Here is a 13,669-nt window from a genome sequence, read left to right on the forward strand (position 1 = left end):
TTCGTGTCCGGTGTCGGTTTATCGCCGGCCGGGTGGGGTATTCTAGTTAGCATTATCAACCCCAGTAGATGGAGTTCAAGCAGATGGAGATGGATGACAACAAACGTAGACGGAATATGATCCTCTACGTGCTCATCGCCTTCGTCGTCTACCTCGTGCTCTCGACCGTTCTGTTCCCCAACATCGGTCACACGCAGCAGATTACGAAGACCGATTACTCGACGTTTGTCAAAGCGCTCGACAAGAAGAGCGTCGATAAGGTCGAGTACAACACGGACGATTACTCGATTTATTACACCAAGAAGGGCGAGGACGAGAACATCGCCTACAAGACGACCGGTGTGCCGAATGATGCGGGCTTTACCGATCGCGTGCTTGAATCTGGCGCCTCGCTTGAGTCGGTCGTTCCCGATAAGAACTCGGGTCTGATGACTTACTACCTGCTCACCCTCATTCTTCCCATGGCGATTTTCTTCCTGATCGGCTGGTGGCTCAACCGCCGCATGAAGAAGGCCATGGGTGATGACGGCCCGTCGATGAACTTTGGCGGCGGCGGTTTTGGCGGCGGTGGACTGGGCAAGTCCGGCGCGCGCGTGATTGCCTCCAAGGATGTGGGCGTGACCTTTAAGGATGTCGCTGGCCAGGAAGAGGCCAAGGAGTCCCTCAAGGAGGTCGTCGACTTTCTGGAGAAGCCGCAGCGCTACGAGGAGATTGGCGCCAAGCTGCCGCGCGGTGCCCTCCTTGTCGGCCCTCCGGGTACCGGTAAAACCCTGCTTGCCAAGGCTGTGGCGGGCGAGGCTGGTGTGCCGTTCTTTAGTATTTCGGGCTCTGAGTTTGTTGAGATGTTCGTCGGCCGCGGCGCCGCCAAGGTTCGCGATCTGTTTAAGCAGGCCAAGGAAAAGGCCCCGTGCATCGTCTTTATCGATGAGATCGATACCATCGGCAAGAAGCGCGACGGCGGCGGCTTTAGTGGCAACGACGAGCGCGAGCAGACGCTCAACCAGCTGCTGACCGAGATGGACGGCTTCGATAACCACAAGGGTATCGTCGTCCTCGCTGCCACCAACCGTCCCGACAGCCTTGACCCGGCCCTGTTGCGCCCCGGTCGTTTTGATCGCCGCATCCCCGTTGAGCTGCCCGACCTGACCGGCCGTAAGAACATTCTTGAGCTGCACGCCAAGAGCGTGAAGACGCAGCCGCCGATCGACCTGACCGCGATTGCCCGCGCCACGCCCGGTGCCTCGGGCGCCGACCTGGCCAACATTATCAACGAGGGCGCCCTGCGTGCCGTCCGCGAGGGTCGCAAGCGCGCCACGCAGGACGACTTTGAGGAGTCGGTTGAGGTCGTCATCGCCGGTCAGCAGCGCAAGTCCACGGTGCTGTCCGACCACGAGAAGCAGGTCGTTTCTTACCACGAGATCGGTCATGCCATCGTTGCCGCTCGCCAGAAGGGCTCTGCGCCGGTCACAAAGATCACCATCGTGCCGCGCACGAGCGGCGCTCTGGGCTACACCATGCAGGTCGAGGAGGACGAGCGCTTCCTGACCACGCGCCAGGAGATCCTGGACAAGCTCGCCGTCTATTGCGGTGGCCGTGCAGCCGAGGAGCTCATCTTTGGCGAGATGACGACCGGCGCCGCCAACGATATCGAGCAGGCCACCAAGCTCGCCCGTAACATGGTGACGCGCTTTGGTATGTCCGATGAGTTTGGCATGATGGCGCTCGGTACCGTGCAGAACGCGTACCTTAACCAGGATACGTCGCTCACCTGCGCCCCCGGTACGGCCGAGCGCGTGGACGCGATTGTCGCCAAGCTGATCGAGGATGCGCACGACCGCGCCCTGCAGATCTTGAAGGAGAACAAGTTTAAGCTCCACGAGTTGGCTCGTTATCTGTACAAGAAGGAGACGATCACGGGCGAGGAGTTTATGAATCTCCTCACGCGTGAGAATCCGCTGATGCCAAAGCAGCAGTAATACTAGTTGCGCAGTGCTTTCGCCCCATTTGAGTGTCCACCTCAAATGGGGCGTTTTGCTTGGGAAGGGTTGTATATGAAGATCGTGGTAAGTGCCTGCTTGATGGGCGAGAGCTGCAAGTATAACGGGCTCGATAATTATCATCGCGAGCTTGTTGAGGCTTGCGAGCGCACGGGAACCGAGGTGCTCCTCGTGTGCCCTGAGGTTTTTGGCGGCCTGCCCACACCGCGCAAGCCGTCCGAGATTGTGAACGGCGAAGTCCGTACCTGTGAGGGCGCCTCGGTCGATCGTGAGTTTCGCCTGGGTGCTGAGCGTGCACTCGACATGTGCGAGCAAGCGGGCGGGCCGGAAGAGATCGCCGCGTGCATCTTACAGGACCGTAGTCCCTCGTGCGGTGCAGGTCGCATCTACGATGGCACCTTTAGCGGCACGCTCACCGCGGGCAACGGCGTTTTCGTCGACCTGCTCCTGCGCCACGGGTACCGTGTGATTCCCGCAAGTGAATTTGACCCGAGCATGTTGGAATAGCAAAAGAATGGGGGCGGCCATCGAGTAGATGGTCGCCCCCTTTACTGGCAAGCTAAACAATTTCAACAGATGTTCAATGGCGTTTGCCCAGATAAAACCTGCCAAAATAAACCTGTCCCTTTTTGGTAGGTTAGGCGAGGAGCGTGTGGCCGTAGGCGTTGGCTGCCTTGATGGCGGCGGCGAACTTCTCGTCGGTGAAGGGCTCGGGGTTACCCTGCTTCCACTCGTTGGTGGCGTGCGCGTACTCGCACAGGGCAGGGATATCGGCCTCGGAAAGCCCGACCTGCTCAAGCGTCACGGGCAGGCCCATCTGCTTGTTAAAGGCGGCATAGCGCTCAAGGTTCTCGGTGTCGCCCGTGTAGGCGAACAACACGAGCACGCCCAGGCTTACGACCTCGCCGTGCAGGTAGGTGCCCTCACGCGGAATGCTGCAAGTGGCGTTGTAGAACGCGTGTGCCACGCTCGAGTTGTAGTAGTAATCGTTCTGGTTGGTCAGGTTCGAGACATAGCCCGTGTTGACTACGATGTCGAGCGCGATCTGCTTGACGGCCTCGCTCGACAGGTCCTGGCGCACGTCCTCAAGACCCTGGACGCCATAGGTAAACAGCGGCTCGGAGCAGGTGTGGGCGAGTGCCAGGCCAAGACCGGCGGTGTGCTCCAAATTTCCGGCGCTCGTGGCGTACTCGACCTCGGGCTGCTTAGACAGGGCATCGCCCACGCCGGCCCAGAAGTACTCTGCCGGTGCCTCGGCGATGATCTTGGGGTTGATGAAAATGTGCGCCGGTCGGTTGGGGTACGAATAGCCCTCGAGCGAGCCGTCGTCGTTGTAGACAACGGCAATGGCGGTCGCGGCGGAGCAGTTAGAGCAAATCGTCGGCACGGTAAAGACGATCTTCTTGAGCTCGATAGCTGCGGTCTTCACGGTGTCGAGTGCCTTGCCGCCGCCGCAGGCGATAAGCACGTCGGCTTCCTGGCAGGCGGGGGAGTTTACGACCTTGGCGATATTGGCGCGTGTGCTGTTGGTGCCGTAGACGCGCGTCTCCAGAACCTCGACGCCGGTGCCTGCCAGCGCGGCTTCGATACCGGGAAGTGCTGCAGCCAGTGCTCGCTTGCCACCGATGATTGCGACCTTGGTCGCTCCGTATTCGGCCAGCGTGCCGGGCAGCTCGTCGAAGCAGTCCTCGCCGACGGTATAGTCGCTCATTCCGATCGTGCGCATAGCAACCTTCTTTCGTTCGATAAAGTGCTTTCAGGTATTTTGCTCCTAGAGAAGGTCCACAGCCGCGAGAAATTTCGAACGTATAAAACCAGTGTTGAGGGTTTTTCGTCGGCGCGGAACGTGCTAGCATACTCCGCATAAGCGTTGATGGGGACGAGTAGTCGGCCGTCCGCATGCTACAGAGAGCGGGTAGCGCTGAGAACCCGTGCATGCGACCGATGAAAATCACCCCGGAGCTGCGGTCCCAACGGACGTGCCGCGCAGGCACGTCTTAGTAGATATCGCCGAGATGGTCGTCGATACAGGCCAGCCGAGTAACGGATGCGAGCGCGCGGCGACGCGGGCGAGGGCATCTAAGCTGGGTGGTTAAGCGAAGAGCTTTTACGGGCAGACTGCCTGTCTTGTGGCGCTTCGTCCCAGCTTGCAGGGACGGGCGCTTTTTTGGTGCCCAGAGGGCGTGCGCGCCCATGACAAGAAAGGGGTACCGTGGCAAACGAGTACAAGCAGACGATGAATCTGCCCAAGACCGGTTTTCCCATGCGTGCCGGTCTTTCCAAGTCCGAGCCCAAGCGACTCAAGGACTGGCAGGACAACAAGGTCTACGAGCAAGTTCTAAAGAAGAACAAGGGTCACAAGAAGTTCGTGCTGCACGACGGCCCTCCGTATGCCAACGGCCCGATCCACATCGGCCACGCCATGAACAAGATCTCTAAGGACATGATCAACCGTTACTGGATGATGCAGGGCTATGAGGTTCCCTATGTCCCCGGTTGGGACTGCCACGGTCAGCCGATTGAGCACAAGGTCGAGGAGAAGCTCGGCACCGAGAAGTTCAACCAGACCTCCACGGCTAAGATCCGCGAGCTTTGCAATAAGTTCGCTGTCGAGAACATCGAGCTGCAGAAGGCCGGCTTCCGTCGCCTGGGCGTGCTTGGCGACTGGGACAACCCGTATCTGACGCTCTATCACCAGCATGACGCCGCCGACATCGAGGTCTTCAAGGCCATGTTCGACAAGGGCATGATCTATCGCGGTCATAAGCCCGTCCACTGGTGCAAGCACTGCCACACCGCGCTGGCCGAGGCCGAGATCGAGTACTCCGACGAGACGAGCCCGTCCATCTTCGTGCGCTTTGAGATGACCACTAAGCCTGCCGGTCTCGAGAACTTCGACGGCCCGGTTGACTTCATCATCTGGACGACCACGCCGTGGACCATCCCCTCCGACCAGGCCGTTTCCCTTAAGCCCGGCGCCGCCTATGTTGCCGTTGAGCACGATGGCCGTGCCGAGGTTATGCTCGAGGACCTGGCTCCCAAGTGCTGTGAGGAGTTTGGCTGGGAGTACACCCCGGTCATGGTCGACGGTAAGCCCTATGTGGTTCCCGCTGAGACCTTCCACCACATCCACTACAAGCAGCCAATCTTTGACGGTGTCGAGGGCGTGGCACTGCTGGCCGATTACGTCGGCGTCGATGACGGTACCGGTATCGTCCACAACTCGCCCGGCCACGGCGTCGACGACTACTTCGCCTGCCTCAAGGAGGGCATCACCGATATCTGCATGCCGGTCGATGACGACGGTAAGTTCTACACCGGCGAGGAGTTTGGTACCGGTGGCCCCTTCAGCGGTATGGATACCGACGAGGCCAATCCGCACATCATCGAGTTCCTGCGCGAGCGCGGCACCCTGGTCCTCGAGAAGAAGATCACGCACAGCTATCCGCACTGCTGGCGCTGCAAGCACCCGGTGCTCTTCCGTGCTACCGACCAGTGGTTTGTCTCGATGGACAAGACCGGTTTGCGCGAGCAGGCTGGCAAAGAGATCCGCGAGAACGTCAAGTGGTATCCGGCCCACGCGGCCAACCGCATCGGTGCCATGGTCGAGCAGCGTCCCGACTGGTGCATCAGCCGTCAGCGCAACTGGGGCGTGCCTATCCCCAGCTACACCTGCGCCGACTGCGGCGAGAAGGTCATGAACGACGCCACGCTCGACGCCGTCATCAAGCTCTTCCACGAGAAGGGCTCCGACGCCTGGTTCACCGACGCTCCCGAGAGCTACCTGGGCGAGGCTTGCGTCTGCCCCAAGTGCGGCGGCCATCACCTCAAGGCCGATAAGGACATCCTCGACGTGTGGTGGGACTCCGGCGTGTCCTGGAAGGCCGTCTGCGAGTATCGCCCCGAGCTTGAGTACCCGGCGGATGTCTACCTCGAGGGCTCCGACCAGCACCGCGGTTGGTTCCAGAGCTCGTTGCTCACCTCGGTGGGTGCCAATGGCCACGCTCCGTACAAGGCGGTCGTCTCGCAGGGCTTCACGCTCGATGGCCAGGGCCGCAAGATGTCCAAGTCGCTCGGCAACGTCATCGACCCCAACAAGGTCTGCGACGAGATGGGCGCCGATATCATCCGCCTGTGGGTCGCCTCGGTCGATACCAGCTCCGACGTCTCCATCGACCACGAGATCCTTGCTCGTACGTCCGATGCCTACCGTCGTTTCCGCAACACGCTGCGCTTCCTGCTCTCCGAGCTCGAGGGTCAGTTTGAGCCCGAGACCGACGGCGTCGCCTTTGCCGACCTGCTGCCGCTCGACAAGCTCATGGTTGCCCGTCTGACCCAGGTCCAGGCAGAGGTCGACGACGCCTACGCCAGCTACGAGTTCCCGCGCGCCTACCGTGCGCTCTACGACTTTGTGGTTACCGAGCTTTCCAACGTGTACCTCGACGCCCTGAAGGACCGTCTGTACTGCGACAAGCCCGGCTCGCTCGAGCGCCGCAGCGCCCAGACCGTGCTGGCTGAGCTCTTCTCGATGCTCATGCGCGACCTGCAGCCGATCCTGTCCTACACGGTCGACGAGGCCATGGCCTATGCGCCCGCCGGCTGCGTCGATCATCAGAAGTACGCCGCGCTGCTCGATTGGTACAAGTCGCCCATCACGGTCGACGAGGCCAATGAGTTCGAGGGCGTGCTCGAGGCCTCGCTCGAGCTCCGTAGCGCTGTGACCAAGGCCCTTGAGGATGCCCGCTCCGCCGGCACCTTCACCAAGAGCCAGCAGGTCCGCGTCAAGGCGGTCGTTCCCGCCGAGATGTATGCGCTGCTGACCGGCGACAAGGCCGTCGATCTGGCCGAGTTCTACATCGTCTCCGATGTTGAGCTGACCCAGGGCGAGGAGCTTTCCGTCGCTATTGAGGCCGCCGAGGGCGAGTGCTGCGACCGTTGCTGGAACTATCGCACCACCGTCGGCGAGTACAACGGTCACGCGCATATCTGCAAGCGCTGCGCGAATGCCTTGTAGTTACGCGGTTTTACCAAACCGCGTAACAGGTTGACGCTGCAAACCCGCCAGAGCGGCAATCTGCCTTTCAGCTTCGGCGGCATGACCAGAAGGTCTATGCCGCCTTGCTTCAAGGCACCTTGCTCGCTCTGGCGGGTTTTCGATGTCGGTAGTCTTTTTGGGACGGGGCTTTTTTAGCTGCCCTACCTCAAATAAGGACTTAATCTTCGAAAGCGCTGGACTGAGTAGCTAAAAAAGCCCCGTCCCAAAAAGACTACCAAAAAGACTGCCCGGTGAAGGGACAAGGGGACAGCCCCTTTGTCGCATTGGTGGATATGTCGTGCGTTCTGCGTATGGCAATATAAGATGGTTATTTGCGTTAAATGGAATTCGATTGTTTTGAGGGTAGGGGATTTCTTTGGGTCGTGGTGCGGATATGACGCCGCCTTTGCGTTGGCGGTTGGGTGTTGCTGGTGGGGTGGCGCTCTTTGTGTTGCTTGTTGACCAGCTGACCAAGCTTGCGGTTCGTGCCGTGGGCGATACCCTGCATATGACCGCTATCCCCGGCGTGATCGATTTTGTGTTTGTCCGCAATATCGGAGCTGCCTTTAGCATGGGCGAGGGCCATGGCAAGGCGTTTGCCGTGCTGGCGCTTGCGGCCATTGCCGCCATTGCCGTGTACTTGCTCCGTGCTCCTCAGCTCGCTCGCCTAGAGGTCGTGGGTATGGCCATGGTTGCGGGCGGCGCCATCGGCAACGCGATCGATCGCCTGGCCATGGGCTTTGTGACTGATTTTATTGCCACTACCTTCATTGATTTCCCCGTCTTTAACGTGGCCGATATCGGCATTACCGCCGGTGTCGTGCTGGCGCTCATCGGATACATGTTCTTGAGTCCGGCCGCTCGCGAGGTCGATGCGACCGCCGAGCTCAACGCCCGTGACGAGGCCCGCGCCAAACGTAAAGCTAAGCAGCGTGGGGAGCGTGCCCGCAAGATTCGCGAAAGGAATGAGCGCTAATGGCCGACATCCATATTCTCGTTGCCGACGATTGCGCCGGTCAACGTCTCGACGCCTATCTGGGCGCCAACGATGGCTGTCCCACGCGCTCTGCCTGCGCGCATCTGATCGAGGGAGGCGCCGTTGCCGTCAACGGCGAGACCTGCCTATCTAAAAAGTATGCCGTACGCTCCGGTGACCGCATCTCGGTCGACCTGCCCGAGCCGCATGACCCGACCGACGTGATCCCCGAGGCCATCCCGCTCGACATTCGCTATGAGGACGACTATCTCATGGTGCTCTCCAAGCAGCGTGGCCTGGTGTGCCATCCTGCGCATGGTCATGAGAGCGGCACCCTTGCGAATGCCCTGGTCTATCACTGCGGCATCGACCATCTGGGTACCGTGCAGGGCGAGGACCGCCCCGGCATCGTGCATCGTCTGGATCGCGATACCTCGGGCCTTATGCTCGCGGCTAAAGACGACGACACCCAGCGTGCGCTTCAAAATCTCATCCGCACGCGCACGCTCGACCGTCGCTACATTACGCTCGTTCATGGGCACATCGCCATGGACGAGGGCACTATCAACACCGGTATTGCCCGATCGACGCGCGACCGCGTGAAGATGGCGGTTTCCGATGACCCCTTTGCGCGCCAGGCCATCACGACCTTTAAGGTCCTTGAGCGTTTTGATTCCACGCGCTTCGACGACGGCTACACGCTTGTCGAGTGTCACCTGTTTACCGGCCGCACGCATCAGATTCGCGTTCACATGCGCCATATCAACCACGCCTGCGTGGGCGATCCACTCTATGGCAAGTGCGATGCTCGTGCCGATCAGGGTTTGACCAGGCAGTTCCTGCATTCCTGGCGTGTGGCGTTCGATCATCCCGTGACGGGGGAGCACATCGAGTGCCGTGACGAGCTGCCATGGGATCTTGCGGCGGTTCTGGATGATCTGGCCCCGCGTTCGCTCGGTCGCACTGCCGCTGGCAACGAAATCGTCCCTCAGCTCGGTCTGCTCGAGGCCTAGCCAGTATTAGGTGGTTTCTTGAACTCCGTAAGCCTGCGGTAAGATATACGGTTGTTTACGTCACGCGTTCCTGGGAGCCTGCATGCTCGCCTTTTTACAAACCAACACACCTATCGTGATCTTCAACCAGATTGTCGTCACGCTGCTTACGGTCTGTTTTCTGTACCAGGTGGTCTTCTTTGTCATCGGCGCTCTTCGTGGTGAGGTCGCGCCTCCCAAGGCCAAGAAGCTCCATCGTTATGCCTTCTTTATCGCGGCGCATAACGAGGAGGCCGTGATCGCCAACCTCGTGCGCTCCATTAAGGACCAAGATTATCCGTCCGAGCTTATCGAGGTCTTCGTGGTCGCCGATGCCTGCACCGACAACACGGCGCAGCTCGCGCGCGAGGCGGGCGCCGTCGTCTATGAGCGCAATGACTTGGCCCGTAAAGGCAAGAGCTGGGTTATGGACTATGGCTTCGACCGCATCCTTAACGAGTATCCCGATACGTTTGAAGGCTACTTTATCTTCGATGCCGATAACGTTATCGCCCGCGATTACGTGACCAAGATGAACGATGCTTTTGACCAGGGCTTCCATGTTGTTACGAGCTATCGCAATTCCAAGAACTTTGGCAGCTCGTGGATCTCGGCAGCTAATGCCACGTGGTATCTGCGCGAGGCGCGCTTTCTCAACAATGCGCGCAACATCTGTAAGACGTCTTGCGCCGTTTCGGGTTCGGGCTACCTCATCTCCGCCAGCGTTATCGAGGGTATGCACGGCTGGCAGTTCCACACGCTGACCGAGGATATTCAGTTCACCACGTTCTGTGCCATTCACGGCATTCGCATTGGCTATGCGCCGGCGGAGTTCTTTGACGAACAGCCCGTGACGTTTAAGGCATCCTGGAAACAGCGTATGCGTTGGACCAAGGGCTTCTACCAGGTGTTCTTTACGTACGGTAAGCACCTGGTCAAATCGACCTTCCGCTATCATCGCTTTGCCGCCTACGACATGTTTATGACGATCGCACCGGGCATGCTGCTCTCTCTGATCTCGATGCTCGCTAATGCGACGTTCCTCATCGTGGGCGGCCTTTCGCACGGTTTCTTGGCTACCGAAGTCGAGATGCAGGCGTGTGCCGCTTCGCTCATTATGACCTTCGCTATGATGTATCAGACTTTCTTTATCCTGGCGCTGCTCACGACTATCTTTGAATACAAGCATATTCACTGCGCACAAAAGTGGCGTCTGGTAACCAACCTGTTTACCTTCCCGATCTTTATGTTCAGCTATATCCCCATTACGGTGGCAGCGCTGTTCTTGAAGGTCGACTGGGTGCCGACGCAGCACGCCGTAAGCGTTACCCTCGACGAAGTCATGCAGGGTGCCAAATAACCACCATCAAAACCACCACAAAGGGGATAGAACCTTTGCGGTGGTTTTACGTTTGAGCGCTCAGTTGAGGGGTTTCGATGTTCTATATCCCGTTTTGGATTTGCATCTTTGCCGGCGCGGCGATTGATGCCCGCGAGCGGCGGTTTCCCAATGAGCTTGCCGGCGCGTGTGCGGTGGCGGCGTTTGCAGGCGTCTGGCTCGACAAGGGCGTTAACATGGCGCTTGACCACGCCGGTCTTGCGGTCATCGTCTACCTTGCCCTTGTGCTTACTGAGTCACTCTGGCGTCGCCTTCGCCATGCCCCTGGCGTTGGCATGGGGGATGCCAAGGCGCTCTTTGCCCTTTGCACCTTCGATCCCCTGGGCGGCGTCGTCGCGTTTGCGGTTGCGCTCCTGACCCTTGCCGCTGCCTGTCTCATCGTAAAATCGCGCTCGCTGCCTTTGCTGCCGTTTTTGGTGCCAATATTTGCCATAATCGAGTTCGTGGGTAGTACGCTATAACCGTTTGCGCGCCCTTTTTAAGGAGCATGCCATGGCAATCAATCAACAGACAGCCGCCATCAAGGCGCGCCTGGATCGCATTCCCGCGGCGTTGTCGCCCGAGCTGGTCGAGCGCATTGCCGCCGACCGCGCCTCGGGTGTCGTTAATCCCTATCGATGCGGTGACGACCAGGCCATCCGCCGTGTCGATCGAGCCGCAGACGAGGGCACGCTTATGCGTCCGGCCTTTATGCGCGATATCGAAAAGATTCTGCATCTGCCAGCATACACACGTTATGCAGGCAAAACGCAGGTCTTCAGTTTTCGCAGCAACGACGATCTGTCGCGCCGCGGCCTGCACGTGCAGCTTGTCTCGCGCATCGCTCGCGATATCGGGCGTGCTCTGGGGCTCAACTGCGATCTGATCGAGGCGATTGGCTTAGGCCACGACTTGGGCCACACGCCCTTTGGCCATGCCGGTGAGCGTTTCCTCAACGACATCTATCATGAGCGCACGGGGCGTTATTTTTTCCACAATGTGCAGTCGGTCCGCGTGCTCGACGCGCTGTACGGCCGCAACGTGTCGCTCCAGACGCTCGATGGCGTACTGTGCCACAACGGCGAGTACGAACAGCGTGTTTTTGAGCTTTCGGACATGGGTTCCTTTAACCAGTTCGACCGAACCGTCGAGGAATGCATTGCCACGGGTTATAGCGCAATTGAGCACCTGCGCCCCATGACGCTCGAGGGCTGCGTGGTTCGCATCTCGGATATCCTTGCCTACGTTGGGCGCGATCGCCAAGACGCCATTGCGGCGGGCCTGCTGTCACCCGACGCCTTTGACGATGACCTGGGCGGTGCATACAACAGCTGGATCCTTACGCATGCCTCTATCGATATCGTCGAGCACAGCTATGGCAAGCCGCGCATCGAGATGAGCGAGGACCTGTTTGAGGAGATCCGCCGGGCCAAGCGCGAGAACTACGAGAAGATCTATAGCAAGGGCGGCATAGAAGGCGACTCCGAAGCGGAGCTGCGCGAGGCCTTCGAAAAGCTCTATGGCCGTTGCCTGCGGGACATAAACGAAGGCGACGAGTCCTCGTATATCTTTAAGCACCACATTTCGCGCATTGAGCAGCAGCTTTCCTACTACGATCGCACCTATGCCTGGCAGGACGATAAGGACCAGACGGTCGTGGATTACATTGCGAGCATGACGGACGGTTATTTCTGCGAGCTCACGAGCAAACTGTTCCCGGGATTGATGTTTCCGCACCGTACCTATATTAACGAACGGTAGTTCGTATATATTCGGTATACTGTTTATGGAAAACGTTTTTGATTGATGCACGGGATGGCTATGGACGACCTTTTTTCTGCTTCGACGCGTGAGCGTTCCTTTCAGAATGCGCCGCTTGCGGTGCGCATGCGGCCCAATTCGCTCGACGAGTACGTGGGCCAGCAAAAGGCCGTCGGTAAGGGCTCGTGGTTGCGTGCCGCGATTGAGCATGACGTGCTGTCGAGTGTGATTCTGTATGGGCCGGCCGGTACGGGCAAGACGACGCTGGCCCACATTATCGCCAACCATACCAAGAGCGAGTTTGTCGAGGTCAGCGCCGTGACGGGCACTGTGAAGGACCTGCGCCGCGTGATTGACGAGGCCAAGACGCGCCTGAATACGTACGACCGTCGCACCATTCTTTTCATCGACGAGATTCACCGCTTCTCCAAGTCGCAGCAGGATGCCCTGCTGCATGCGGTTGAGAACCGTACCGTCATTATGATTGGCGCCACGACGGAGAATCCGTACTTCGAGGTCAACTCGGCGTTGCTCTCGCGCGGTCGCGTGGTGGAACTTGAACATTTAAAGGACGAGGATATCGCCACGCTTATCGAGCGTGCGCTCGAGGCGCCGCAGGGTTTGAACGGCAAGTTCTCGGCCGATGAGGATACGGTTAAGACCATCTGCACGCTGGCTGCGGGTGACGCCCGCTCGGCACTCACGACGCTCGAGCTTGCGAGCGAGATTGCCGTCACGCGTCCCGATACCGAGGGAACGTCAGCGCCGGCGGCGGGGGAGCGTTATCCCATTACCGTGGATGACGTAAAGATTGCCAATCCGCGCCGTGGTTTTTCGTATGACAAAAACGGCGACATGCACTACGACATCATCAGCGCGTTTATTAAGTCTATGCGCGGCAGCGACCCCGATGCCACGATCTATTGGCTCGCGCGCATGATCGATGCGGGGGAGGATCCTAAGTTTATCGCTCGCCGTATTATGATTCAGGCTTCTGAGGATGTTGGCAACGCCGACCCGCAGGCGCTATTGGTGGCCCATGCCGCGTTTAAGTCTGCCGAGGTTATCGGTTATCCCGAGTGTCGCATTAATCTGGCTCAGGCTGCACTCTATGTGTGCTTGGCGCCAAAATCCAACGCGTGTGAGGCCTCGATTGATGCGGCGTTGGCCGATATTCATTCAAGTGGGCTGCGCGAGGTGCCGAGCTATCTACGCGATCGTCATCGCCCGGGCAGCGACGAATACGGTGTGTATAAGTATCCGCATGATTATCCCGAAGGCTGGGTCGATCAACGCTATTTGCCCGAGGGGCTGGAGCGCGGTGCGTTTTGGCAGCCTGCCGGCCGCGGCTGGGAAGAGTGGCGTGTAGAGCAAAGCGAGCGCGACCGTAGCGGGAATGCACCGAAGTAGCTGCTGGTAATTTTGTCTCACGTTGCTGCTTTTGGCATGTTCGGTCCCCTTTGGGGTACCATGAACAGCGTCTGTATTTCG

The 13,669-nt window shown here is 59.2% G+C and carries 10 protein-coding genes; 9 read left to right on the forward strand and 1 reads right to left on the reverse strand.

The genetic code is table 11. The annotated features are described in order from the left end of the window. Nucleotides 1–83 precede the first annotated feature (83 nt). Both ftsH and ACTQXI_RS03780 read left to right on the forward strand, forming a co-directional pair. Nucleotides 84–1,976, forward strand: a complete 1,893-nt coding sequence (gene ftsH / locus ACTQXI_RS03775) for an ATP-dependent zinc metalloprotease FtsH (protein ID WP_195838531.1) — start codon at nucleotides 84–86, stop codon at nucleotides 1,974–1,976. Between the two features lie 75 nt (nucleotides 1,977–2,051). After that, nucleotides 2,052–2,504 carry a DUF523 domain-containing protein gene (locus ACTQXI_RS03780; RefSeq protein ID WP_441016321.1) on the forward strand — a complete coding sequence of 151 codons (453 nt, stop codon included), beginning with the start codon at nucleotides 2,052–2,054 and terminating at the stop codon, nucleotides 2,502–2,504. Between the two features lie 130 nt (nucleotides 2,505–2,634). Here the strand turns inward: ACTQXI_RS03780 and ACTQXI_RS03785 are convergent, their stop codons facing one another. Then, nucleotides 2,635–3,723, reverse strand: a complete 1,089-nt coding sequence (locus ACTQXI_RS03785) for an iron-containing alcohol dehydrogenase family protein (protein WP_441048807.1) — start codon at nucleotides 3,721–3,723, stop codon at nucleotides 2,635–2,637. Nucleotides 3,724–4,233: 510 nt separating this feature from the next. Here ACTQXI_RS03785 and ileS point away from each other — a divergent pair. The 7 genes from ileS to ACTQXI_RS03820 all read left to right on the forward strand — a co-directional run bounded on the left by ileS (nucleotide 4,234) and on the right by ACTQXI_RS03820 (nucleotide 13,588). Then, nucleotides 4,234–7,011 (forward strand): isoleucine--tRNA ligase, encoded by a 2,778-nt coding sequence (gene ileS, locus ACTQXI_RS03790; RefSeq protein ID WP_427794734.1) that lies wholly within the window; start codon nucleotides 4,234–4,236, stop codon nucleotides 7,009–7,011. Between the two features lie 469 nt (nucleotides 7,012–7,480). Then, on the forward strand, nucleotides 7,481–8,008 hold the full coding sequence (gene lspA / locus ACTQXI_RS03795) for a signal peptidase II (RefSeq protein ID WP_441548348.1): 528 nt from the start codon (nucleotides 7,481–7,483) through the stop codon (nucleotides 8,006–8,008). Further along, complete coding sequence (locus tag ACTQXI_RS03800; protein ID WP_441016312.1) at nucleotides 8,008–9,021, forward strand: RluA family pseudouridine synthase; 1,014 nt, start codon at nucleotides 8,008–8,010, stop codon at nucleotides 9,019–9,021. Before lspA ends, ACTQXI_RS03800 begins: the two co-directional genes overlap by 1 nt. 82 nt (nucleotides 9,022–9,103) lie before the next feature. After that, the gene (locus ACTQXI_RS03805) at nucleotides 9,104–10,399 is read left to right on the forward strand and encodes a glycosyltransferase family 2 protein (protein ID WP_427793780.1); all 1,296 of its coding nucleotides are present in this window, start codon (nucleotides 9,104–9,106) and stop codon (nucleotides 10,397–10,399) included. Between the two features lie 77 nt (nucleotides 10,400–10,476). Beyond that, nucleotides 10,477–10,899: a prepilin peptidase gene (locus ACTQXI_RS03810; protein ID WP_441535921.1), complete on the forward strand. Its 423-nt coding sequence runs from the start codon at nucleotides 10,477–10,479 to the stop codon at nucleotides 10,897–10,899. A gap of 31 nt (nucleotides 10,900–10,930) precedes the next feature. Continuing rightward, nucleotides 10,931–12,178, forward strand: coding sequence for a deoxyguanosinetriphosphate triphosphohydrolase family protein (locus ACTQXI_RS03815; protein WP_441548349.1), 1,248 nt, complete (start codon nucleotides 10,931–10,933; stop codon nucleotides 12,176–12,178). A 60-nt stretch (nucleotides 12,179–12,238) separates the two neighbouring features. Continuing rightward, entirely contained in the window at nucleotides 12,239–13,588 is a 1,350-nt protein-coding gene (locus ACTQXI_RS03820; protein ID WP_441548350.1) for a replication-associated recombination protein A, read from the forward strand. The last annotated feature ends 81 nt before the right edge of the window (nucleotides 13,589–13,669 follow it).

Source organism: Collinsella sp. LCP19S3_C9 (assembly GCF_052121575.1).
Classification (GTDB): Bacteria; Actinomycetota; Coriobacteriia; order Coriobacteriales; family Coriobacteriaceae; genus Collinsella.